This window comes from Extensimonas perlucida, assembly GCF_007655255.1.
Taxonomy (GTDB): Bacteria; Pseudomonadota; Gammaproteobacteria; order Burkholderiales; family Burkholderiaceae_C; genus Extensimonas; species Extensimonas perlucida.
Genome location: NZ_VMYE01000023.1, coordinates 1 through 22275, shown reverse-complemented (window position 1 = coordinate 22275; position 22275 = coordinate 1). Strand labels below are relative to the sequence as shown.

General features: G+C 63.2%; 21 protein-coding genes and 3 pseudogenes. 12 read left to right on the top strand and 12 right to left on the bottom strand.

The genetic code is table 11. The features are described 5' to 3' along the window. Nucleotides 1-4: 4 nt before the first annotated feature. Nucleotides 5-475 (bottom strand): SgcJ/EcaC family oxidoreductase, encoded by a 471-nt coding sequence (locus FK527_RS14715; RefSeq protein ID WP_186298448.1) that lies wholly within the window; start codon nt 473-475, stop codon nt 5-7. A 345-nt stretch (nt 476-820) separates the two neighbouring features. On the opposite strand from FK527_RS14715, the pseudogene FK527_RS17820 reads away from it, so the two are divergent. Further along, nucleotides 821-907 (top strand): annotated as a pseudogene (locus tag FK527_RS17820) (phage integrase N-terminal SAM-like domain-containing protein); the annotation flags it as partial. 31 nt (nt 908-938) lie between these two features. On the opposite strand, the gene FK527_RS14710 reads toward FK527_RS17820, so the two are convergent. After that, nucleotides 939-2497, bottom strand: a protein-coding gene (locus FK527_RS14710) for an IS3 family transposase (RefSeq protein WP_246072833.1) whose coding sequence is annotated in 2 segments (ribosomal slippage) — nt 939-2035 and nt 2035-2497 — 1560 coding nt in all. Because the reading frame shifts where the segments join, the coding sequence is not laid out codon by codon here. A 74-nt stretch (nt 2498-2571) separates the two neighbouring features. Between FK527_RS14710 and intI1 the strand changes: the two are divergent. Further along, a pseudogene (gene intI1 / locus FK527_RS14705) lies at nt 2572-3501 on the top strand (class 1 integron integrase IntI1); the annotation flags it as partial. Nucleotides 3502-3785: 284 nt separating this feature from the next. On the opposite strand, the gene FK527_RS14695 reads toward intI1, so the two are convergent. The 9 genes from FK527_RS14695 to FK527_RS14655 all read right to left on the bottom strand — a co-directional run bounded on the left by FK527_RS14695 (nt 3786) and on the right by FK527_RS14655 (nt 12384). Next, nucleotides 3786-5207 (bottom strand): TrbI/VirB10 family protein, encoded by a 1422-nt coding sequence (locus FK527_RS14695; protein ID WP_011114050.1) that lies wholly within the window; start codon nt 5205-5207, stop codon nt 3786-3788. Between the two features lie 4 nt (nt 5208-5211). Next, nucleotides 5212-5700, bottom strand: coding sequence for a conjugal transfer protein TrbH (locus tag FK527_RS14690; RefSeq protein ID WP_006122479.1), 489 nt, complete (start codon nt 5698-5700; stop codon nt 5212-5214). Between the two features lie 2 nt (nt 5701-5702). Further along, nucleotides 5703-6602, bottom strand: coding sequence for a P-type conjugative transfer protein TrbG (gene trbG / locus FK527_RS14685; protein ID WP_006122480.1), 900 nt, complete (start codon nt 6600-6602; stop codon nt 5703-5705). A 17-nt stretch (nt 6603-6619) separates the two neighbouring features. Continuing rightward, nucleotides 6620-7402 (bottom strand): conjugal transfer protein TrbF, encoded by a 783-nt coding sequence (locus FK527_RS14680; protein ID WP_006122481.1) that lies wholly within the window; start codon nt 7400-7402, stop codon nt 6620-6622. Then, nucleotides 7399-9957: a VirB4 family type IV secretion/conjugal transfer ATPase gene (locus FK527_RS14675; protein WP_011114047.1), complete on the bottom strand. Its 2559-nt coding sequence runs from the start codon at nt 9955-9957 to the stop codon at nt 7399-7401. The genes FK527_RS14680 and FK527_RS14675 overlap by 4 nt, the downstream gene beginning before the upstream one ends. Then, nucleotides 9954-10265, bottom strand: coding sequence for a conjugal transfer protein TrbD (locus FK527_RS14670; protein ID WP_001207961.1), 312 nt, complete (start codon nt 10263-10265; stop codon nt 9954-9956). Before FK527_RS14670 ends, FK527_RS14675 begins: the two co-directional genes overlap by 4 nt. Nucleotides 10266-10268: 3 nt before the next feature. Further along, nucleotides 10269-10733: a conjugal transfer system pilin TrbC gene (gene trbC / locus FK527_RS14665; RefSeq protein ID WP_011114046.1), complete on the bottom strand. Its 465-nt coding sequence runs from the start codon at nt 10731-10733 to the stop codon at nt 10269-10271. 16 nt (nt 10734-10749) lie between these two features. Beyond that, nucleotides 10750-11712: a P-type conjugative transfer ATPase TrbB gene (trbB, locus tag FK527_RS14660; RefSeq protein ID WP_000132020.1), complete on the bottom strand. Its 963-nt coding sequence runs from the start codon at nt 11710-11712 to the stop codon at nt 10750-10752. Between the two features lie 309 nt (nt 11713-12021). Next, a complete protein-coding gene (locus FK527_RS14655) occupies nt 12022-12384 on the bottom strand; it encodes a transcriptional regulator (RefSeq protein ID WP_011114045.1) in 363 nt (120 codons plus the stop codon). 113 nt (nt 12385-12497) lie between these two features. Here FK527_RS14655 and FK527_RS14650 point away from each other — a divergent pair, with 113 nt between their 5' ends. Continuing rightward, nucleotides 12498-12839: a single-stranded DNA-binding protein gene (locus FK527_RS14650; protein ID WP_000019167.1), complete on the top strand. Its 342-nt coding sequence runs from the start codon at nt 12498-12500 to the stop codon at nt 12837-12839. A gap of 46 nt (nt 12840-12885) precedes the next feature. After that, nucleotides 12886-14106 carry a plasmid replication initiator TrfA gene (trfA, locus tag FK527_RS14645; protein ID WP_011114072.1) on the top strand — a complete coding sequence of 407 codons (1221 nt, stop codon included), beginning with the start codon at nt 12886-12888 and terminating at the stop codon, nt 14104-14106. 112 nt (nt 14107-14218) lie between these two features. Here the strand turns inward: trfA and FK527_RS14640 are convergent, their stop codons facing one another. Next, nucleotides 14219-14653: a mercury resistance transcriptional regulator MerR gene (locus tag FK527_RS14640; protein WP_003131969.1), complete on the bottom strand. Its 435-nt coding sequence runs from the start codon at nt 14651-14653 to the stop codon at nt 14219-14221. Between the two features lie 71 nt (nt 14654-14724). On the opposite strand from FK527_RS14640, the gene merT reads away from it, so the two are divergent. The 8 genes and pseudogenes from merT to FK527_RS14600 form a co-directional block, all read left to right on the top strand. Continuing rightward, nucleotides 14725-15075, top strand: coding sequence for a mercuric ion transporter MerT (gene merT / locus FK527_RS14635; protein ID WP_003131974.1), 351 nt, complete (start codon nt 14725-14727; stop codon nt 15073-15075). Nucleotides 15076-15087: 12 nt separating this feature from the next. Further along, a complete protein-coding gene (gene merP, locus FK527_RS14630) occupies nt 15088-15363 on the top strand; it encodes a mercury resistance system periplasmic binding protein MerP (RefSeq protein ID WP_003131987.1) in 276 nt (91 codons plus the stop codon). Between the two features lie 71 nt (nt 15364-15434). Beyond that, the gene (merA, locus tag FK527_RS14625) at nt 15435-17120 is read left to right on the top strand and encodes a mercury(II) reductase (RefSeq protein ID WP_003158917.1); all 1686 of its coding nucleotides are present in this window, start codon (nt 15435-15437) and stop codon (nt 17118-17120) included. A 17-nt stretch (nt 17121-17137) separates the two neighbouring features. Continuing rightward, complete coding sequence (gene merD, locus FK527_RS14620; protein WP_000995360.1) at nt 17138-17503, top strand: mercury resistance co-regulator MerD; 366 nt, start codon at nt 17138-17140, stop codon at nt 17501-17503. Beyond that, entirely contained in the window at nt 17500-17736 is a 237-nt protein-coding gene (merE, locus tag FK527_RS14615) for a broad-spectrum mercury transporter MerE (RefSeq protein WP_003132004.1), read from the top strand. The genes merD and merE overlap by 4 nt, the downstream gene beginning before the upstream one ends. Next, a complete protein-coding gene (locus FK527_RS17630; RefSeq protein ID WP_003132006.1) occupies nt 17733-18722 on the top strand; it encodes a DUF3330 domain-containing protein in 990 nt (329 codons plus the stop codon). Before merE ends, FK527_RS17630 begins: the two co-directional genes overlap by 4 nt. A 130-nt stretch (nt 18723-18852) precedes the next feature. After that, on the top strand, nt 18853-19413 hold the full coding sequence (locus FK527_RS14605) for a recombinase family protein (protein WP_003124096.1): 561 nt from the start codon (nt 18853-18855) through the stop codon (nt 19411-19413). 2 nt (nt 19414-19415) lie between these two features. After that, nucleotides 19416-22148 (top strand): annotated as a pseudogene (locus FK527_RS14600) (Tn3 family transposase); the annotation flags it as partial. Between the last annotated feature and the right edge of the window lie 127 nt (nt 22149-22275).

The window sequence follows — 22275 nt, the reverse complement described above, 5'->3', positions numbered from 1 at the left end:
GTGCCTACCGAGGAGGGGCGGGCATCGCCGATGAGTGATGGTCCACGATTATCCAGTTCTCGCCCTCTTTCACGAATGTGAAGCTGTAACGCGCTGGCAGCGTCTTGGCTTCGCCGTCCTTGTTATACGAGAACGTGTAGTAGCCGGTGTTGACAGCGGTGCCGCCATAAACGCGGATCAATTGCTCGCCGAATGTGACCTTGAGACCGGGCAAGACCTTGAATGCCGTGACGAAGTAGTCGCGCAACGCCGCTCGATCCGCTCGCACGGTAGGAGAGATAGTTCCCCAGAGAACTCCATCAGTGGCATAGAGAGGAACAACTTTGTCAGGATCGTTTTGTCCAAAAGTCTGGGCCCATTTCATGGTCGCGGCGGCAACGTCCTCCTTCGGCCCGGCCGGGGCAACGGATGCAGTCAGAAACAGGCTGCCGGCGAGTACGAACACTAGTACCGAGGTCAATCGCTGAAATTTCATGCTTCTTCCTCCTTGTCGATAAAAAAACTTTACAACGTCCAGTCGTGCCGACACGGGCCTAAACTGGCTGAGCATCGCGGCGACTGTACGGCAACGGTCAATCCTACACAACTTGCTCTCTGCCCATTCACCACATGGCTGAACAGCCGCACGACGGCTGCGTGTTCATCGGTAGCGTCAACCTTGACCGTGGCCCCTCGTGCGCCGAACTTTGTTTTAGGGCGACTGCCCTGCTGCGTAACATCGTTGCTGCTCCATAACATCAAACATCGACCCACGGCGTAACGCGCTTGCTGCTTGGATGCCCGAGGCATAGACTGTACAAAAAAACAGTCATAACAAGCCATGAAAACCGCCACTGCGCCGTTACCACCGCTGCGTTCGGTCAAGGTTCTGGACCAGTTGCGTGAGCGCATACGCTACTTGCATTACCGGTAGTTGTCAACAAAGATGTCGCGTCAAGTCATGCGGCTTTTTTTAATTGCTCTGGCGGTTTCCGTTCCGGATTCAGCCAGACTTCATCATTCAATTCCCAGTCCCGAGTAGCCCCACTCCAGCGCTCCGGATGGCGTTGCTTCGCAGCCTCGTAGATCTGCTTGCGGTGGTTCAGGATCGCCGCGTCCCTGCCGTCATGGCGCTGCGCAGGCGTCACAAATTTCAGGCCGCTGTGCTTGTGCTGATGGTTGTACCACTGCACAAATGACAGCGTCCATTGCCGCGCCTTTTCGATACTTTCAAACGGCTTGCTCGGATAGTTCGGCCGGTATTTGCAGGTCCGGAACAGTGACTCGGCGTAGGCATTGTCGTTACTCACACGAGGCCTGCTGAACGACGGCATGATCCCCAGCTTTTCTAACGTCGCCAACATTGTGGAGCCTTTCATCGAACTGCCATTGTCCGAGTGGAGCACCACCTCACGCCCGGCCAGTCCCTCGGCCAAGCTGGCTTTGTGCATCAGCAGCGATGCCATTTCCGCCGACTCAGCGACATTCACTTCGTGCCCGACGATCTTGCGGCTGTAGACGTCAAGCACCATGTACCAGTAAAAATACAAGCCCCGCACTCCGGTCGGCAACCACGTAATGTCCCACGCCCACAAGCGGTTCGGCTCGGTTGCGCAGTGGCTCGTGACGACCCTTGTGCTTGGCTTCTTTGCGCGGCCGCGGTGATGCTGCTGCTTCTCGTCTTTCAAGATCCGGTAGACAGTCGATTCTGATGCCAAGTACTCGCCTCGATCAGCCAAGGTCGGCACGATCTGACTAGGCGGACTGCTGGCAAATTCAGGGCTGTTGGCAACCTCCAGAATTCGCTGGCGCTCGTCTTCGCTCAGCTTGTTGGCCGGCGCCACGCGGCGGCTGCCTTTTCGTCCGTCAACCTGGCCCTTATCGCCGTCACCGTCGCGCATCCAGCGCTGATAGGTGCGAAGGCTGATCTCCAAGGCGCTACAGGCCTGTGCACGCCGACACCCGCCGTCGACGGCTTCTTCAACCAATGCAATCACCTGCTGGCGATCTGGAGTGCCGATCAATCGTCCTCGGGCTCCCCCCAGATCGCCTGGGCTTTTTTTCTGAGAATGATCAGCGCCGCTGCTTCTGCCAGTGCCTTCTCTTTGCGCTGCAAATCCTTCTTCAACTGCTTGATTTCTTTGCGGTCACTTTTGCTTTGCTCGCGCAGCTCGCGGTTGCGCTCGGCCGGCGCTTCATTGGCCTGCTGGCAGGCCTCGCGCCATTCGGCAACCTGCTCGACGAACAAGCCTTTGCCACGACAGTATTGAGCCAGTTCCGCCTCGTTCATGTGTGCCGTTTCCAGCACCACGCCAAACTTGTCGGCCGACGACCACACGACCGCATTCTTTCCATTTCCCGGCACCGGCACTCCCTGAGACTGTAGATTTCGTCGCCAAGTATAAAGTGTCTGTTCCGAGATGCCGCTCTCCTTCGCCAGGGCCGATACCGGCCTGTTCTCCGGTGGCATCATTTGCCGAAGAATGGCTTCCTTGCGTTCTGCTGGGTACTGATTCACTGCGCGTCTTTGCTCCGCCCCCGGATGGATTAAAGTGATTCAAGTGACGCGACATCTATCCTGACAGAGGGGGTTACAGCTTACGAACCGAACAGGCTTATGTCCACTGGGTTCGTGCCTTCATCCGTTTCCACGGTGTGCGTCACCCGGCAACCTTGGGCAGCAGCGAAGTCGAGGCATTTCTGTCCTGGCTGGCGAACGAGCGCAAGGTTTCGGTCTCCACGCATCGTCAGGCATTGGCGGCCTTGCTGTTCTTCTACGGCAAGGTGCTGTGCACGGATCTGCCCTGGCTTCAGGAGATCGGAAGACCTCGGCCGTCGCGGCGCTTGCCGGTGGTGCTGACCCCGGATGAAGTGGTTCGCATCCTCGGTTTTCTGGAAGGCGAGCATCGTTTGTTCGCCCAGCTTCTGTATGGAACGGGCATGCGGATCAGTGAGGGTTTGCAACTGCGGGTCAAGGATCTGGATTTCGATCACGGCACGATCATCGTGCGGGAGGGCAAGGGCTCCAAGGATCGGGCCTTGATGTTACCCGAGAGCTTGGCACCCAGCCTGCGCGAGCAGCTGTCGCGTGCACGGGCATGGTGGCTGAAGGACCAGGCCGAGGGCCGCAGCGGCGTTGCGCTTCCCGACGCCCTTGAGCGGAAGTATCCGCGCGCCGGGCATTCCTGGCCGTGGTTCTGGGTTTTTGCGCAGCACACGCATTCGACCGATCCACGGAGCGGTGTCGTGCGTCGCCATCACATGTATGACCAGACCTTTCAGCGCGCCTTCAAACGTGCCGTAGAACAAGCAGGCATCACGAAGCCCGCCACACCGCACACCCTCCGCCACTCGTTCGCGACGGCCTTGCTCCGCAGCGGTTACGACATTCGAACCGTGCAGGATCTGCTCGGCCATTCCGACGTCTCTACGACGATGATTTACACGCATGTGCTGAAAGTTGGCGGTGCCGGAGTGCGCTCACCGCTTGATGCGCTGCCGCCCCTCACTAGTGAGAGGTAGGGCAGCGCAAGTCAATCCTGGCGGATTCACTACCCCTGCGCGAAGGCCATCGGTGCCGCATCGAACGGCCGGTTGCGGAAAGTCCTCCCTGCGTCCGCTGATGGCCGGCAGCAGCCCGTCGTTGCCTGATGGATCCAACCCCTCCGCTGCTATAGTGCAGTCGGCTTCTGACGTTCAGTGCAGCCGTCTTCTGAAAACGACAGCCAGCGTGCTCGAAACAGCAATGACGAGGGCCAATTTAGCGGCTAAAAACTTCGGCTTCATGGTGCTTTTCTCCTATGGCGTTAGTAATCGAAGGAACGGTACGGCTTGGAAAACGTCATGTCCTTCGTGACCACGACGTTGAAGCGATACCCCGGCCGAATTTCCAGCGTCGGCGAAATGCTCAGGTTCTTGGCGATGAGTTGCGCCGTAACCTGGCCGAGCTGCTGGCCGAGGGCTTCGCTTAGGGCACTGCTGGCGCTCGGTGCGCCATAGGTGTTTGTGGCCTGGTTCTGGCGTTGGCTGTAGGTGATGCCTGCTGTCACGCCGGACATGAGGAAGGCCGAGCCGAACAGGCGCACATAGTGGTTGTTCACCTGGTCGTGGAAGCCCGCGTATCCCGCGCTGTCCGCGCCTGGCATCGCGCCAATGTCCATCGCCTTGCCATCGGGGAACACGATGCGTTGCCACGCAACCAGCACGCGCGCTTGGCCGTAGGCCACGTCGCTCGAATACGAGCCGACGAGGCGCGATCCCTGCGGGATCAACAGGTGCTTGCCGGTCGGTGTGTCGTACACGTCCTGCGCGACCTGGGCCATGATTTGGCCCGGCAGATCGGAGTTGATGCCCGAAATGAGCGTGGCCGGCACGACGAAGCCCGCGCGCAGCTCGAACGGTGTGCGCGGCGCTTCCGGCTGCGAATCCAGCTTCCAGCGGTCGCCCTGCCCACCTTGGCCGAACTGCGCCATGCTGTTGCGCCCGCCGCCGCTGGTCGAGGTTTGCAGGAGCTGCGGCGCACCGCCCGCGCCCATGCCGCCGGCGGCCGGAGCCGCGCCGCCACCACCGACGCCCATGCCGCGAATCTGCGCCAGGCGTGCTTGATAGGCGGCGGTCGGATCGTTGCTGCGCTGCGCGTCGATTTGCTGCTGCACCGCTGCGATGCGGTTCAGCATTTCATCGCGCGTCTGCGGCGTGCCGGTGTAGGTGCTCGGGCCACCCGGCGCGGAGCCGTTGCTACGCGGGGCATCCACGCGCACGGTGGTCTTGGCCTTCACGGCTTCGCCGAACATCTGCATCTTCGCCATGCGGATGCGCTGGGCCTCGTCGTCGTTCACCGGCTGGCCCGGGTTGCCGGGGTTGGCCGGCGGGGCCGGCGGCGCGTCCGGGTTGGACGGCCGCGCGATCTCCAGCGGAGCCGACGCCGGGCCGGTCGGCATGTCGGGCACCTTGAGCGGGCTTGCCGGCTCGATCAAGCCGCCGGTCTTGTCGCCTGCGATCTCCTTGGCGAACATCGACGTGTTGCCGGCCTTCTCCTTGGGGCCGTCCGCCGGCGCGTTCTGCTTGGCCGCGCGATCCGCCGCGACCAGGGCCATGACCAGCACGAACGACAGCAGGACGCCGCCGAGGATGTACATGGGCATGTTGTTGACGCGACGGACGCCCGCCTTCTTGGACACTTCGCCAGGCGAAGCGTCAGGTGCCATCTGATCGGCGTTTTCTGTCATGGCGTCACTCCTTGCGCACCCAGTACCCGGCCGGCGCGAACGTGCCGTTTTGCGCCAGGTAAGGGCGGGTGATGGATTGATTGCCGACCATCAAGGTCAGGCGGTACAGGTTCGAGTCGCCAGCCTGGTCGAGCACGTAGCGCAACGGCAGGCCGCCCGACGCGGCCGTGGTGGCCGGTGCGCTCGCCTGCGATGCCGCCGAGGCCGGGGCCTGCGTGGAAGCGCCGGCCGGGGCGTACTCCAGGAGGGCATAGCCCTTGTCGCGCAGCGACTTGACGAGCGCCTGGCCGAACGGATCGGGCGTCGGCTGTTGCAGCTCCAGGCGCGTGCGCGCCGGCGCGTACAGCGTGGCGAGCTGCTGCACCGCGTCGGTGGCGAGCTTCTGCTGATCGAGCGCGGCCGACTGGACGAAGTTGCCGTACTGGCTGGTGGTTGCGCAGCCGCCGAGGCCCAGGGCGAGGGCGAGCAGCGCGAGAGAGACGATCTTGCGCATGGTCACTTCCTCCGGCTGATGGTCACGCGGTCTTGGCTACTGCCAACACCGGCAATCAGGATCGCGCGGTCAAACACCGTGTCCACGATGTAGCGATTGCCCTGCACGCGGTAATTGACCAGCACCGTTTCGTCGTCGGTGAACAAGCCGCCCTCTTTGCGCACGACCAGGAGCGTCGGCGCTTCGGTCTGCTGCATCGTGCCGGGCATTTCGATGATGGTCTTGCGGCCATCGTTGTAGACGCGCACAGGCTTCCAGCTCGCCGACCCGGACAGCTCATAGTCGAACGAGAGATCGCCCAGGTACTCGCCCGTCGCCGGCAGGGTGTTGTCGGTGCGTTCCTGCTTCTCGCGGCGCTGGATCGCGTCCCACTTGGCTTGCGCTTCCTCGGGGTACGTGAACGAGACTTGCGGCATGTACTCGGTGCGATGCGAGCGCAGGCGGAAGTGGTAGCTGCGGCGGTTCGTGGTCACAACCAGGCTGGTTTCGAGGCCCACGTCCATCGGCTTGATGATGAGGTGCTGAACCTCGGTCGCGCCGCTGCCGGTGATGGCCGGTTCCACCGTCCACCTGGCCGTGTCGCCCAGGTTGATCGAGTTCACTTGTTCGCCGGGCTGCAAGGCCACGTCGCACACCTGGAGCACCGCGCAAACGATGCTCGGCTGCTGCGCGCCGTACACGAACTTGATGGCACCGCCCGAGCCGGCCACCGGCTTGATGCCCGTCGCCGACCCCGCTTCCCACCGTTTGGCGATGGCGAGCGCCGCGCGCTCTTGAGCGGTCAGCGTCGGGTTGGTCTTGTTGAAATACTTGTCGGCAATGTCGTCGCCAGGGGCGGCCAGAGCCAGGGAGGGCACCGCCACAGCAGCGCCCACGATCAAAGCGGAGAGGGTTTTCTTCATGGTGGATGACCTCGAATTCATTGGATGCGGGACCAGGAGTAATCACGCACGTAGATGCTCAACGGGTTGTTCCGCAGTTGCTCATCGGTGGTGTTGGGCGTGACCTCGGCGATGTAGGTAGTCACGAGCGCGCGCCAGGTGACGGGCTGACCTTTCAGCGTGCCTTGGCGGTCGCGCGTGGTTTCCACCCACTCGACTTGCCAGGTGTCGGGCGTTTGCGGGATGACGGTCTTGATCTCGACGCTGACCATTTCCTTCTCGGCGCGCTTGAACGGGCTGGAATCGGGCGTGCCGTTCAACCACTCGTTCATCTTTGGCGTCGCCGGATCGTTGGGGGCGAGCATCGAGTACGCCTTGAACACGCACTTGCGCTGCAAGGCCACGTCAGGCGACACCATGCGCGCGCAGCTCATCCAGTCCGCAACGGCGGCGTGGATGACACGCGGATCGGCCTTCCCTGCGGCCTGCACCGGGCCGGCGGCCACCGTCTGGCCCAGCTTGTCCACCTCGACCACGTAGGGGATGAACTTCGACTGGCTGCCGATGTGGATCACGCCACCCACGCCGGCCAGCGCGATCAACAGCGACAGGATGCCGATCACCTGCCAGGTTTGGCGCTGCGAGACGACGCCGCCCACGTGATCGTTCCAGGTGCGGCGCGCGGCCAGGTAGGGGTTCTCGGCCTCGCCCGCACGGCGGCCGCCGGCGAGCGGTTCCTTCGAGCGGCGCGGATCGCGCGGCTCGGCGGAGTTGGCGGGCTTCTTGAAGATCAAGCCCTTGAGGGTGTCGGCGATGCTCATGCGGCCTCCAGGTAGTCGTTGAGATTCAGCCCACGGCCGGCCAGCCACTCATGCACCCATTCGTGGCCGAACTTGGCTTCGAGGCTCTTGATGGTGGCGACCGATTCCTTGTCGGACGCACCGACGAAGGCCAGGGCCATCGGCCCCAGGGCAAGGTCATAGAGACGGCGGCCGTTCTCCGAGACGTAGTAGTACTGACGCTTCGGAATGGCAGTCGCCAGGATTTCGATCTGACGCGCGTTGAGGCCCATACGGCGATAGAGCGCCGATGTGTCCTCATCCCTGGCGTAGACGTTAGGCAGGAAAATCTTGGTCGCGGTCGATTCCACGATCACGTCCAAGATGCCCGAGTTGGCCGCGTCGGAGAGGCTTTGCGTCGCCATCAGCACAAGGCAGTTGGCCTTGCGCAGCACCTTGAGCCATTCCCTGATCTTGGCGCGGAACGCGGGGTGGCCCAGCATCAACCAGGCTTCGTCCAGGATGATGACGGAGGGCTGGCCTTTCAGTGCGCGCTCGATGCGGCGGAACAGGTAGAGCAGCACCGGCAGCGCGAACTTCTCGCCCAGGTTCATCAGCTCTTCGATCTCGAACACCGTGAAGTCGGACAGCGACAGGCCGTCCTCTTCGGCGTCGAGCAGGTGGCCCATCGAGCCGTCCACCGTGTACTGCTTGATGGCCTCGCGGATCGCCTCGTCCTGAATCGTCACCGAGAACTCGGAGAGCGTGCGCGCGCCGCTGGCGTGCATGCTCATGATCGCGTTGCCGATCTCGTTGCGCTGCGCCGGCGTGGTGTTGACGCCGTTCAACGCCAGGATGGTGTCGATCCACTCCATCGCCCAGGCCCTATCCCCCTTCGTTTCGAGGAACTGGAGCGGGCAGAACGCCAGGCGGTCATCGTCGGCGGCCACCGTGAAATGCAGGCCGCTCTTGCCCTTCGTGGCCGCGCGGATGCCGGCCGCGAGTGGGTACATCGACATGCCCTTGTCGAAGGCGTAGATCGACATGCCGGCGTAGCGACGGAGCTGCGCGGCGATGATGCCCAGGTGCGTCGATTTGCCTGCGCCGGTCGGGCCGAACATGAAGGTGTGGCCCAGGTCGCGCACGTGCAGGTTCAGGCGGAACGGCGTAGCGCCCACCGTCACGCAGTGCATGAGCGCCGGCGACAGCGGCGGGTACATCGGGCACGGAGCCGTGGCGCTGCCCGTCCAGATCGAGCTTGTCGGCAGCAGGTCGGCCAGGTTCATCGTGTTGATGAGCGGCCGGCGCACGTTCTCGACGCCGTGGCCGGGCAAGCTGCCCAGGTACGCATCGAGCGTGTTGATCGTCTCGATACGGGCCGCGAAGGCCAGGCGGTTGACGGCCTTCTCGACCAGGAGCGCGGAGGCCGCCAGGCGCTCCCGATCCTCGTCCATCAGCACGACTACGCTGGTGTAGTAGCCGGCCGCCACCAAGCCGCTGTTGACCTCGGCGATGGCCGCCTCGGCGTCGCCGACCATCGCGGCCGCGTCCTGGTTGATCGAGCCGGTATTCGTGTTGAACACCTGATCGAAGAAGCCGCGAATCTTCTGCTTCCACTTCTTGCGGAACTTGTCCAGGTGCTTCAAGGACTCGTGCTGATCCATGAAGATGAAGCGGCTCGACCAGCGGTATTCGCTGGGCAGCTCGGCCAGGGCCGAGAGCACCCCAGGCGTTGACTCCAAGGGGAAGCCTTCGATGGCGACCACCTGGATGAACTTGCGCCCGATCTTGGGCACGACGCCGCCCCACAGCTCTTGCCCGCCGATTACCGCATCGAGGTACATCGGATTGCTGGGCAGCATGACCGGGTGATGGAGGCCCGTCACGCAGAACTGCAACCAGCTCAGGAAGTCATCGTGCGTGACTTCCCTGCCCTCTTCCGACACGACTTTTTGGCCGCGCAGGCGCGTCATCTTGACCGCCGAGGACAGGCGCGATTCCAGGCTGGTGATCTCGCGCTTGAACTGCGCAATCAGGCCCGTAGTGCGCGCCGTATGGTCGGGAGCCACCGCATCGTCATCGAACATGAGTTCGACAAACTTGCGCTGGGCCAGCACTGGCGGGAACCACGTGACGGTCAGGACAAAGTAGCCCTCGAACATCGCGCCCAGGCCCTCGAACAAGCGCCGGCGTTCCTCGTCAATGGCGAAGGAAACGGAGTCGGGGAACGATGACACGCCCCGCTCCGAGTAGTTCGGCGCAGGCCGACGCACAGCATCGACATGCACCATCCAGCCGTTCCCCAGGCCCGCCAGGGCCTGGTTGATGCGGAACGACACCATTTCCCGCTGTTCCTCGGTGCTGCTGGCGTTGTCATCACCCTTGTACAGCCAGGCGGCCATAAAGGAGCCGTTCTTGCCCACGATCACGCCGTCATCGACCACGGCGGCGTAATTGAGCAGATCGGCCAGGCCGGCATCCTTGGCGCGATGCTTCTTGAGCTTCAGCTCGGCATCGACAGCCCGGATGCGGGCAAAGAGGATGAGCAACAGAACCGCACCGAGCACAGCAATGGCAATTGCGATTGCTTCGATCATTTGTATTGCTTCCCTTGACTCGGCGTGTTGTCACGGAAGGGCGTGCTGCGAGCCGGGTAGTACGGCTTGTACCGGCGGTGCCGCAGGTACACGTGTCGCAGCTTCGGATCGGCCTTCGCCATGAGGCGCAGCGCGAAGAGCGCGCCGAACCACAAGGCGATGCCGAACACCGTTGCCCTCACTTCTTGGGCGCTGAAAATCAGCGCGCCGGCCAGCAGGCCCGAGAACATCACCAGCTCACGATCCCCGCCCATGAACAGGTTTTCTCGGTTGCCGGCCCTACGGATGGGGATCGCGCGCAGAGCCATGACTTACCCCGCGATGTGGCCGCGCTCGGCCCAGCGCATGACGGCTTCGCCGGGGAAGCCGGCCACGTCCAGCGCGGCGACCTTGACCTGGTGCAGCGCGCCATCGGTCAGGGCGGCGATTTCCGCGCCACGGCCGAAGAACGTGCTCATCATGTTCTGCGCGCCGACCAGCAGGGCCATGACCAGGACGATGAAGATCAACGTGCGGAAGAAGCCGTTGAGTTCGCCGCCGAAGATCAGGATGCCGCCGGCGACCACGATGCCGATGATCGACAGCGCGAAGGCCACCGGGCCGGTGACGGAGTTGCGGAGGTTGGTCAGCCAGCTCTCATACGGCAGAGAGCCGCCGGTGCCCTCGGAGGCGAATGCGTGCTGGGGGGCCAGCAGGAAGAACGCCAGGAGGGCGAAGAGGCCCATGTAGAACAGGGCGTTGCGGTTGAGGCGGAATGCCGGGAAGGTTGCTTGCATTGGTCGTAACTCCTAGTCAGAGGGTTTTGGTGATGTACTGGCCGTTGGCGAACCCGGAAACCTCCAAGATTTCCTGGATGCGCCGCGAGCCTTCGACGCGGGCGATATGAACAACCACGTGAACCGCCTCGCCGATAAGCGGTTCAATGGGTTTCGGGGAATCGGGGTGCATGCTGATGAGCATGGCGAGCCGATCCAATCCAGCTTTGGCGTTGTTTGCGTGCAGGGTTGCAGCACCTCCTTCGTGCCCGGTGTTCCAGGCCATCAACAGATCAAGGGCTTCGGGGCCGCGCACCTCGCCGACCAGGATTCGGTCGGGGCGCATGCGGAGGGTGGTTTTCAGCAGCGCCGTCATGTTCACGTCGATGCTGGTGTGGTACTGGACGTAGTTCTCGGCGGCGCACTGGATTTCGCCGGTGTCCTCGATGATGAAAACCCGCTCGGTCGGGTCTTGAATCACCATCTCGTTGATGATCGCGTTCACCAGCGTGGTCTTGCCCGAGCCGGTGCCGCCGATCACAAGGATGTTCCGGTGCGCGCGCACCGCTGCAATCAATGCCTCGCGCTGCGGCGCGGTCATGATTCCGCGTTCGACGTACTGATCGAGCGTGAAGATGGCGACGGCCTTCTTCCGAATGGCGAAGGTGGGTGCGGGCACAACCGGCGGGAGCTGGCCGGCGAAGCGACTGCCATCAAGGGGCAGCTCGCCTTCCAGGATCGGCTTGGAGCGCGTGACTTCCTTGCCGTGGTAGCCCGCGATGGTTTCGATGATGGCTTGCGCCTGCGCGACGCGCAGCGTGCCGATGCACTTCATCGGCTCGCCCAGGCGTTCGAGCCAGAGCTTGCCGTCCGCGTTGAGCATGATTTCAACGGTCTTGGGATCGTTGAGGGCGGCCAGCAGCTCCGGCCCCATGTCGCGTTCGAGCTTCTTCTTCGCCCGTTCCTTGATGCTGTTGTGTTCTGGTTTCTGGTCGGTCATTCCGTATGCCCTGTATGCCGTTGCGTTTCGCGCATTCTACACAGGTTCATACGATATACCGAACTAATTTCGACCGCAACACCGAAGCGCACAAGGGTGACTTCGGCCGCGACGTTGCATCGCGGATTGCAGGGGCGAAAGAGGCGACAACGCGGCGCATGCTCCGTGCGCCCTCGCGCCGAACCCGTGGCGTTTGCGTTATGGGTTGTCCGGGGGTTGAGCCACCCCGGCGGGCTTTAGCGGCTAAAACTTGGCTGGCTCTTGTGGCTCAGTTCCGCGCCGCTTCCCTTCCCTTCTCACATCCTGGCGTCAACTCCCTCTAAGTTTCTTCCTTGTCGCTTCGCCCCACTTCTTGACGATGAACGCCTGGTGTTCTGGCAGCACGGCCGCCACGCGCTCGAAGCCTGGCGGCAGGCTTCGGGGTGCCTTGCCGCCGGCCAGGGTGTCAAGGGCTTCTTTGTCCAGGTCGGTCGATTCAAGCAGGAGCGGCAGGGGAGTTTCAAGGGCCTGCGCAATGTCCTCCATCACCTTTAGGGAGGGGTTGGCTTTGCCAGTAGTGAGATCGGACAGGAAGGAGATCGAAACCCCCGACCTGTCCGATAGCTCCTTTTTCGTCATGTGCCGCTCATCGAGCAGCCGGAGCACGTTCGTGAAGAAGATGTAGTTGTACAAGGCCCGTATGCCTTCTCGGTGCGGGCGGCAGAAAATTTTAGCCGCTAAAGTTCTTGACCACGGACGCAGGTTTAGCTAAACTGACGACTCCATTAGCGAAAGGAGCATGACGAATGAGCCACAACCTGTTCCAGTTTATCGGTAATCTTACCCGCGATACCGACGTTCGCCATAGCGAAAACAGCGCCCGCGCCGTTTTCGACCTGGCTGTCAATCGCGTGTGGCGCAACGCAGCCGGTGCGAAGCAGGAGCAGACGGACTTCTTCCGCATCAAGTCGTTCGGCGGCCTGGCCGAGAACGCGGGCAAGTACCTGGGCAAAGGCTCCAAGGTGTTCGTCCAGGGCCGCATCGAGCCGACGAAGTACGAGAAGGACGGCAAGACCGAATACGGCTTCGATTTCATCGCCGAGGAAATCGAATACCTGGACACCAAAGCGCCAGGCGGCGGCCAGTAAGGCCAGGCCCGGCCACGGCCGGGCAGTATGCTAGGAGGGAGATTAGATGCAGAACGAGTTCAACGAGCAGGAATACAGGCGCAAGCTCATCGAGGGCGGGCTTAGCGAAGCCGACGCCACCGACCTTGCCGCCCGTACCGCCGCCGCTCGCAGGGACTCGGGCAGCGCCGGCGGGGCCTTCCGCCCCGCCGGTTCCCTCTTCGAGCTGCCGGCCACGGCCGGCGACAACGAGGCGGCTTTGCCGCCGAAGCTACCGACGCCGGCAAGTGCCGCCGTCGAGCGATCCGAGCGCATGGCGCAGGAATCGGCCGAGCTTGCGCGCACGATGGGCCTGCCGCCCGAACCGCGCACCGCCGTGAACAAGATGGCCGAGCAGATCGGCGCGCTGGCCCAGGACAAACGGAGTAGTGCGATGGCGACCAAGAAGCGAACGGCCGGCGGTGAGCTGGCCGAGAAGGTCAGCGAGGCCAAGCAGACGGCCTTGCTCAAGCACACGAAGCAGCAGATCAAGGACATGCAGCTCTCGCTGTTCGACCTGGCTCCCTGGCCGGATCACATGCGGGCACTGCCCAACGACTTCGGGCGGTCGGCGATCTTCACCGTCCGCAACAAGAAGGTGCCGCGCGCCGCGCTGCAAGGCCAGTCGATCTACCACGTCAACAAAGACGTGGAGATCACCTACACCGGGATCGAGCTGCGCGCCGACGACGACGAGCTGGTATTCGCCCAGGTGCTGGAGTACGCGAAGCGCACCGCGCTCGGAGAGCCGGTTTCCTTCACGTTCTACGAGCTTTGCCAGGACTTGGACTGGTCAATCAACGGTCGGTACTACACAAGGGCCGAGGAATGCCTGACGCGGCTCCAGGCGTCGGCCATGCAGTTCTCATCCCAACGCATCGGCCGGCTCGAATCGGTGTCGCTGATCCGGCGCTTCCGCGTCCTGGATCGCGGCAAGCGCACGTCGCGCTGCCAGGTCGAGATCGACGCCGAAATCGTGGTGCTGTTCGCCGGCGACCACTACACGAAATTCGTGTGGGAGAAGTACCGCAAGCTGTCGCCCACCGCGCGGCGCATGTTCGACTACTTCGCCACCCACAAGGAGCCGTACCCGCTCAAGCTGGAGACGTTCCGGCTGATGTGCGGCTCGGATTCCACCCGGCCGAAGAAGTGGCGCGAGCAGGTAGGCGAAGCGTGCGACGAGCTGCGCGAAAACGGCCTGGTCGAAAGTGCGTGGGTGAACGACGACCTGGTGCATTGCAAGCGGTGATCGCCCCCCTGCCCTCCCCTGGAGCCGCCCGAGATCGAGGCGGCTTTTTTTCTCGAGCATCGCCACTTCCGGCGAGGCAGGGGTCGTCTCAGAAAACGGAAAATAAAGCACGCTAAGGCATAGCCGAACCTGCCAAGCTTGCTCCACCCTGTAGTGACGCGATCAGCGGGCAGGAAACGTTCCCCCTTCGCGCATGGCAGGCGCACACCAACTCAGACAGCACGGCCTCCATGCGCGCCAGGTCAGCCATTTTCTCGCGCACGTCCTTGAGCTTGTGCTCGGCCAGACTGCTGGCTTCCTCGCAATGGGTGCCATCCTCCAGCCGCAGCAGCTCGGCGATCTCATCCAGGCTGAAGCCCAGCCGCTGGGCTGATTTCACGAAGCGCACCCGCGTTACATCCGCCTCGCCATAGCGGCGGATGCTGCCATAGGGCTTGTCAGGCTCCAGCAACAAGCCCTTGCGCTGATAGAAACGGATGGTCTCCACATTGACCCCGGCCGCCTTGGCGAAAACGCCAATGGTCAGGTTCTCCAAATTGTTTTCCATATCGCTTGACTCCGTACATGAGTACGGAAGTAAGGTTACGCTATCCAATTTCAATTCGAAAGGACAAGCGCATGTCTGAACCAAAAACCGGGCGCGGCGCGCTCTTCACTGGAGGGCTTGCCGCCATCCTCGCCTCGGCTTGCTGCCTCGGGCCGTTGGTTCTGATCGCCTTGGGGTTCAGCGGCGCTTGGATCGGCAACTTGGCGGTGTTGGAACCCTATCGCCCCATCTTTATCGGCGTGGCGCTGGTGGCGTTGTTCTTCGCCTGGCGGCGCATCTACCGGCAGGCAGCGGCCTGCAAACCGGGTGAGGTCTGCGCGATTCCCCAAGTGCGAGCTACTTACAAGCTCATTTTCTGGATCGTGGCCGCGCTGGTTCTGGTCGCGCTCGGATTTCCCTACGTCATGCCATTTTTCTACTGATCGGAGTTCACCATGAAGAAACTGTTTGCCTCCCTCGCCCTCGCCGCCGTTGTTGCCCCCGTCTGGGCCGCCACCCAGACCGTCACGCTGTCCGTACCGGGCATGACCTGCTCCGCCTGCCCGATCACTGTCAAGAAGGCGATTTCCAAGGTCGAAGGCGTCAGCAAAGTTGACGTGACTTTCGAGACACGCCAAGCGGTCGTCACCTTCGACGATGCCAAGACCAGCGTGCAGAAGCTGACCAAGGCAACCGCAGACGCGGGCTATCCGTCCAGCGTCAAGCAGTGAGTCACTGAAAACGGCACCGCAGCACAACGGACGTCATTGTCTGGCGCCACAAACGATAAAGGATCTGTTGCATGACCCATCTAAAAATCACCGGCATGACTTGCGACTCGTGCGCGGCGCACGTCAAGGAAGCGCTGGAAAAAGTGCCAGGCGTGCAGTCGGCGCTGGTGTCCTATCCGAAGGGCACAGCGCAACTCGCCATCGTGCCGGGCACATCGCCGGACGCGCTGACTGCCGCCGTGGCCGGACTGGGCTACAAGGCAACGCTAGCCGATGCGCCACTGGCGGACAACCGCGTCGGACTGCTCGACAAGGTGCGGGGATGGATGGCCGCCGCCGAAAAGCACAGTGGCAACGAGCCCCCGGTGCAGGTAGCGGTCATTGGCAGCGGTGGAGCCGCGATGGCGGCGGCGCTGAAAGCCGTCGAGCAAGGCGCGCAGGTCACGCTGATCGAGCGCGGCACCATCGGCGGCACCTGCGTCAATGTCGGCTGTGTGCCGTCCAAGATCATGATCCGCGCCGCCCACATCGCCCATCTGCGCCGGGAAAGCCCGTTCGATGGCGGTATTGCGGCAACTGTGCCTACGATTGACCGCAGTAAGCTGCTGGCCCAGCAGCAGGCCCGCGTCGACGAACTGCGGCACGCCAAGTACGAAGGCATCCTGGGCGGTAATCCGGCCATCACCGTTGTGCACGGTGAGGCGCGCTTCAAGGACGACCAGAGCCTTACCGTCCGTTTGAACGAGGGTGGCGAGCGCGTCGTGATGTTCGACCGCTGCCTGGTCGCCACGGGTGCCAGCCCGGCGGTCCCGCCGATTCCGGGCTTGAAAGAGTCACCCTACTGGACTTCCACCGAGGCCCTGGCGAGCGACACCATTCCCGAACGCCTTGCCGTAATCGGCTCGTCGGTGGTGGCGCTGGAGCTGGCGCAAGCCTTTGCCCGGCTGGGCAGCAAGGTCACGGTCCTGGCGCGCAATACCTTGTTCTTCCGTGAAGACCCGGCCATCGGCGAGGCGGTGACAGCCGCTTTCCGTGCCGAGGGCATCGAGGTGCTGGAGCACACGCAAGCCAGCCAGGTCGCCCATATGGACGGTGAATTCGTGCTGACCACCACGCACGGTGAATTGCGCGCCGACAAACTGCTGGTTGCCACCGGTCGGACACCGAACACGCGCAGCCTCGCGCTGGACGCAGCGGGGGTCACTGTCAATGCGCAAGGTGCCATCGCCATCGACCAAGGCATGCGCACGAGCAACCCGAACATCTACGCGGCCGGCGACTGCACCGACCAGCCGCAGTTCGTCTATGTGGCGGCAGCGGCCGGCACCCGTGCCGCGATCAACATGACCGGCGGCGATGCGGCGCTCGACCTGACCGCAATGCCGGCCGTGGTGTTCACCGATCCGCAAGTGGCGACCGTGGGCTACAGCGAGGCGGAAGCCCACCACGACGGGATCGAGACCGACAGCCGCACCTTGACCTTGGACAACGTGCCGCGTGCGCTCGCCAACTTCGACACACGCGGCTTCATCAAGTTGGTTATCGAGGAAGGCAGCCATCGGCTGATCGGCGTACAGGCGGTCGCGCCGGAAGCGGGTGAACTGATCCAGACGGCGGCTCTGGCCATTCGCAACCGCATGACGGTGCAGGAACTGGCCGACCAGTTGTTCCCCTACCTGACGATGGTCGAGGGGTTGAAGCTCGCGGCGCAGACCTTCAACAAGGATGTGAAGCAGCTTTCCTGCTGCGCCGGGTGAGAAAAAGGAGGTGTTCAATGAACGCCTACACGGTGTCCCGGCTGGCTCTTGATGCCGGGGTGAGCGTGCATATCGTGCGCGACTACCTGCTGCGCGGATTGCTGCGCCCGGTGGCGTGCACACCAGGCGGCTACGGCTTGTTCGATGACGCCGCCTTGCAACGGCTGTGCTTCGTGCGGGCGGCCTTCGAGGCGGGCATCGGCCTCGACGCGCTGGCGCGGCTGTGCCGGGCGCTGGATGCGGCGGACGGCGACGAAGCGGCCGCGCAGCTTGCCCTGCTGCGTCAGTTCGTCGAGCGTCGGCGCGAAGCGTTGGCCGATCTGGAAGTGCAGTTGGCCACCCTGCCGACCGAGCCGGCACAGCACGCGGAGAGTCTGCCATGAACAACCCCGAGCGCTTGCCGTCCGAGACGCACAAACCGATCACCGGCTACCTGTGGGGCGGACTGGCTGTGCTGACTTGCCCCTGCCACCTGCCCATCCTCGCTGTCGTGCTGGCCGGCACAACCGCCGGTGCTTTCCTCGGCGAGCATTGGGTCATCGCGGCGCTCGGTTTGACCGGCCTGTTCCTTCTGTCCCTGTCGCGGGCGTTGCGGGCATTCAGGGAAAGAGAATGAGCGCTTTCCGGCCGGATGGATGGACGACGCCGGAACTGGCCCAAGCGGTCGAGCGCGGGCAGCTTGAACTGCACTACCAGCCCGTCGTCGATCTGCGCAGTGGTGGGATTGTCGGCGCGGAAGCCCTGTTGCGCTGGCGTCATCCGACGCTTGGACTATTGCCACCGGGCCAGTTCCTGCCCGTGGTCGAATCGTCCGGCCTGATGCCTGAAATCGGCGCTTGGGTGCTGGGCGAAGCCTGCCGCCAGATGCGTGACTGGCGAATGCTGGCATGGCGACCGTTCCGGCTGGCCGTCAATGTTTCGGCGAGCCAAGTGGGACCGGACTTCGACGGGTGGGTAAAGGGCGTGCTGGCTGATGCCGAGTTGCCCGCCGAGTATCTCGAAATCGAGCTGACCGAATCGGTCGCGTTTGGTGATCCGGCGATCTTCCCCGCCCTGGACGCCTTGCGGCAGATCGGTGTGCGCTTCGCCGCCGATGACTTCGGGACGGGGTATTCCTGTCTGCAACATCTGAAGTGCTGCCCAATCAGCACGCTCAAGATCGACCAATCGTTTGTCGCCGGGCTCGCCAACGACCGCCGCGACCAAACCATCGTGCACACCGTGATTCAGCTTGCGCACGGGCTGGGCATGGATGTGGTGGCTGAAGGCGTGGAAACATCGGCGAGTCTTGATCTATTGCGACAAGCGGACTGCGACACAGGACAAGGCTTCCTGTTCGCGAAGCCAATGCCGGCGGCGGCATTCGCCGTCTTCGTCAGTCAATGGAGGGGTGCCACCATGAATGCAAGTGACTCGACCACCACCAGTTGCTGCGTGTGCTGCAAGGAAATCCCGCTCGATGCCGCCTTCACCCCGGAAGGCGCGGAATACGTCGAGCACTTCTGCGGGTTGGAGTGTTATCAACGCTTCGAAGCGCGTGCCAAGACAGGGAACGAAACCGATGCCGATCCGAACGCCTGCGACTCGCTACCGTCAGATTGAGGCATACCCTAACTTGGCGTCAGACCATCCGGCGCTAAATCGTCAGAATAGAGTTGCCTTCCGAATTGATTGACATGCGCCGTCAAGGGTCATAGATTTCTTCCTGACACATTTCCCTCAGGAGGATACCTTGCACGGTCAGCGCATCGGTTACGTCCGCGTCAGCAGCTTCGACCAGAACCCAGAACGGCAGCTCGAACAGATCCAGGTGGATAAAGTGTTCACCGACAAGGCGTCGGGCAAGGACACACGGCGGCCCGAACTGGAACGGCTGCTCGCCTTCGTGCGCGAAGGCGACACGGTCGTGGTGCACAGCATGGATCGTCTGGCGCGCAACCTCGACGACCTGCGCCGCCTGGTGCAGGGCCTCACCCAGCGCGGCGTACGCATCGAGTTCCTTAAGGAGCATTTGACCTTCACCGGCGAGGACTCGCCGATGGCGAACCTGATGCTGTCGGTAATGGGCGCGTTCGCCGAGTTCGAACGCGCCTTGATCCGCGAGCGGCAGCGCGAGGGCATCGCGCTCGCCAAGCAGCGCGGGGCCTACCGTGGCAGGAAGAAATCCCTGTCGTCTGAGCGTATTGCCGAACTGCGCCAACGTGTCGAGGCTGGCGAGCAAAAGACCAAGCTGGCTCGTGAATTCGGAATCAGTCGCGAAACCCTGTATCAATACTTGAGAACGGATCAGTAAATATGCCACGTCGTTCAATCCTGTCCGCCGCCGAGCGCGAAAGCCTGCTGGCGTTGCCGGACACCAAGGATGAGTTGATCCGTCACTACACGTTCAGCGAAACCGACCTCTCCATCATCCGGCAGCGGCGCGGCCCGGCCAACCGGCTGGGCTTCGCCGTGCAGCTCTGTTACCTGCGCTTTCCTGGTGTCATCCTGGGCGTCGATGAGCCGCCGTTTCCGCCCTTGTTGAAACTGGTCGCCGACCAGCTCAAGGTCAGCGTCGAAAGCTGGGACGAATACGGGCAGCGGGAGCAGACCCGGCGCGAGCACCTGGTCGAACTGCAAACGGTGTTCGGCTTCCAGCCCTTTACCATGGGCCACTACCGGCAGGCCGTCCAGTTGCTGACCGAGATGGCCTTGCAGACCGACAAGGGCATCGTGCTGGCCAGCACCTTGATCGAGCACCTGCGGCAGCAGTCGGTCATTCTGCCTGCCCTCAACGCCGTCGAGCGGGCGAGCGCCGAAGCAATCACCCGCGCCAACCGGCGCATCTACGATGCCTTGGCCGAACCGCTGTCGGACGCGCATCGCCGCCGCCTCGACGATCTGCTCAAGCGTCGGGACAACGGCAAAACGACCTGGCTGGCCTGGCTGCGCCAATCGCCCGTCAAACCGAATTCGCGGCACATGCTGGAACACATCGAACGCCTCAAAGCGTGGCAGGCGCTCGACCTGCCTTCTGGCATCGAGCGGTCGGTGCACCAGAACCGCCTGCTCAAGATCGCCCGTGAGGGTGGCCAGATGACGCCCGCCGACCTGGCCAAGTTCGAGGCGCAGCGACGCTATGCCACCCTGGTGGCGCTTGCCATCGAGGGCATGGCCACCGTCACCGACGAAATCATCGACCTGCACGACCGCATCCTGGGCAAGCTGTTCAACGCCGCCAAGAACAAGCATCAGCAGCAATTCCAGGCGTCCGGCAAGGCGATCAACGCCAAGGTGCGGTTGTTCGGCCGCATCGGCCAGGCGCTGATCGAGGCCAAGCAGGCGGGCCGCGATCCGTTCGCCGCCATCGAGGCCGTCATGTCCTGGGATGCCTTCGCCGAGAGCGTCACCGAAGCGCAGAAGCTTGCGCAGCCCGAGGACTTCGATTTCCTGCACCGCATCGGCGAAAGCTACGCCACGCTGCGCCGCTACGCGCCGGAATTCCTTGCCGTGCTCAAGCTGCGGGCCGCTCCCGCCGCGAAGGACGTGCTCGACGCCATCGAGGTGCTGCGCGGCATGAACAGCGACAACGCCCGCAAGGTGCCCGCCGACGCGCCGACCGAGTTCATCAAGCCGCGCTGGCAGAAGCTGGTCATGACCGACACCGGCATCGACCGGCGCTACTACGAACTGTGCGCGCTGTCGGAGATGAAGAACGCGTTGCGTTCCGGCGACATCTGGGTGCAGGGGTCGCGCCAGTTCAAGGACTTCGAGGACTACCTGGTGCCGCCCGCGAAATTCGCCAGCCTCAAGCAGGCCAGCGAATTGCCGCTGGCCGTGGCCACCGACTGCAACCGGTACCTGAACGACCGGCTGACGCTGCTGGAAACACAGCTTGCCACCGTCAACCGTATGGCGACGGCCAACGAGCTGCCGGACGCCATCATCACCGAGTCAGGCTTGAAGATCACGCCGCTCGACGCGGCGGTACCCGACACCGCCCAAGCGCTGATCGACCAGACGGCAATGATCCTGCCGCACGTCAAGATCACCGAACTGCTGCTGGAGGTGGACGAATGGACGGGCTTCACTCGGCATTTCGCGCATCTGAAATCGGGCGACCCGGCCAAAGACAAGAACCTGTTGCTGACCACGATCCTCGCCGACGCGATCAACCTGGGCCTGACCAAGATGGCGGAGTCTTGCCCCGGCACGACCTACGCCAAGCTGGCTTGGCTGCAAGCCTGGCACATCCGCGACGAAACCTACGGGGCGGCGCTGGCCGATCTGGTCAACGCACAGTTCCGCCATCCCTTCGCCGAGCACTGGGGCGACGGCACCACCTCATCGTCGGACGGCCAGAACTTCCGCACCGGCAGCAAGGCCGAGAGCACCGGCCACATCAACCCGAAATACGGGAGCAGCCCAGGGCGGACGTTCTACACCCACATTTCTGACCAGTACGCGCCATTTCACACCAAGGTCGTGAACGTCGGCGTGCGCGATTCGACCTACGTGCTCGACGGCCTGCTGTACCACGAGTCCGACTTGCGGATCGAGGAGCATTACACCGACACGGCGGGCTTCACCGATCACGTCTTCGCCCTGATGCACCTCCTGGGCTTCCGCTTCGCGCCGCGCATCCGCGACCTGGGCGACACCAAGCTCTACATCCCGAAGGGCGACGCCGCCTATGACGCGCTGAAACCCATGATCGGCGGCACGCTCAACATCAAGCACGTCCGCGCCCATTGGGACGAAATCCTGCGGCTGGCCACCTCGATCAAGCAGGGCACGGTGACGGCCTCCCTGATGCTCCGAAAGCTCGGCAGCTACCCACGCCAGAACGGCCTGGCCGTGGCGCTCCGCGAGCTGGGCCGCATCGAGCGCACGCTGTTCATCCTGGACTGGCTGCAAAGCGTGGAACTGCGCCGCCGCGTGCATGCCGGCCTGAACAAGGGCGAGGCGCGCAATGCGCTGGCCAGGGCAGTGTTTTTCAACCGCCTGGGTGAAATCCGCGACCGCAGTTTCGAGCAGCAGCGCTACCGGGGGGTCTCCTCGTTTTCAGTGCAATAAGTGACGGTACGCAAAGCTAGCACTGGCGCGGGGGTGGTCTGGGTAGACCGTTGATTTCATTGACTTTCCTGTTCGCTTTGTAAACGGGTATGGTGGCCTC

Coding starts and splice junctions, on each gene's coding strand:
- FK527_RS14650 (WP_000019167.1), top strand. CDS start 12,498: ATGAGCCACAACCTGTTCCAGTTTATCGGTAATCTTACCCGCGATACC.
- merT (WP_003131974.1), top strand. CDS start 14,725: ATGTCTGAACCAAAAACCGGGCGCGGCGCGCTCTTCACTGGAGGGCTT.
- trfA (WP_011114072.1), top strand. CDS start 12,886: ATGCAGAACGAGTTCAACGAGCAGGAATACAGGCGCAAGCTCATCGAG.
- merE (WP_003132004.1), top strand. CDS start 17,500: ATGAACAACCCCGAGCGCTTGCCGTCCGAGACGCACAAACCGATCACC.
- FK527_RS14690 (WP_006122479.1), bottom strand. CDS start 5,700: ATGCGCAAGATCGTCTCTCTCGCGCTGCTCGCCCTCGCCCTGGGCCTC.
- FK527_RS17630 (WP_003132006.1), top strand. CDS start 17,733: ATGAGCGCTTTCCGGCCGGATGGATGGACGACGCCGGAACTGGCCCAA.
- merD (WP_000995360.1), top strand. CDS start 17,138: ATGAACGCCTACACGGTGTCCCGGCTGGCTCTTGATGCCGGGGTGAGC.
- FK527_RS14675 (WP_011114047.1), bottom strand. CDS start 9,957: ATGATCGAAGCAATCGCAATTGCCATTGCTGTGCTCGGTGCGGTTCTG.
- trbB (WP_000132020.1), bottom strand. CDS start 11,712: ATGACCGACCAGAAACCAGAACACAACAGCATCAAGGAACGGGCGAAG.
- FK527_RS14715 (WP_186298448.1), bottom strand. CDS start 475: ATGAAATTTCAGCGATTGACCTCGGTACTAGTGTTCGTACTCGCCGGC.
- merA (WP_003158917.1), top strand. CDS start 15,435: ATGACCCATCTAAAAATCACCGGCATGACTTGCGACTCGTGCGCGGCG.
- FK527_RS14695 (WP_011114050.1), bottom strand. CDS start 5,207: ATGACAGAAAACGCCGATCAGATGGCACCTGACGCTTCGCCTGGCGAA.
- FK527_RS14670 (WP_001207961.1), bottom strand. CDS start 10,265: ATGGCTCTGCGCGCGATCCCCATCCGTAGGGCCGGCAACCGAGAAAAC.
- FK527_RS14680 (WP_006122481.1), bottom strand. CDS start 7,402: ATGAGCATCGCCGACACCCTCAAGGGCTTGATCTTCAAGAAGCCCGCC.
- merP (WP_003131987.1), top strand. CDS start 15,088: ATGAAGAAACTGTTTGCCTCCCTCGCCCTCGCCGCCGTTGTTGCCCCC.
- FK527_RS14640 (WP_003131969.1), bottom strand. CDS start 14,653: ATGGAAAACAATTTGGAGAACCTGACCATTGGCGTTTTCGCCAAGGCG.
- trbG (WP_006122480.1), bottom strand. CDS start 6,602: ATGAAGAAAACCCTCTCCGCTTTGATCGTGGGCGCTGCTGTGGCGGTG.
- trbC (WP_011114046.1), bottom strand. CDS start 10,733: ATGCAAGCAACCTTCCCGGCATTCCGCCTCAACCGCAACGCCCTGTTC.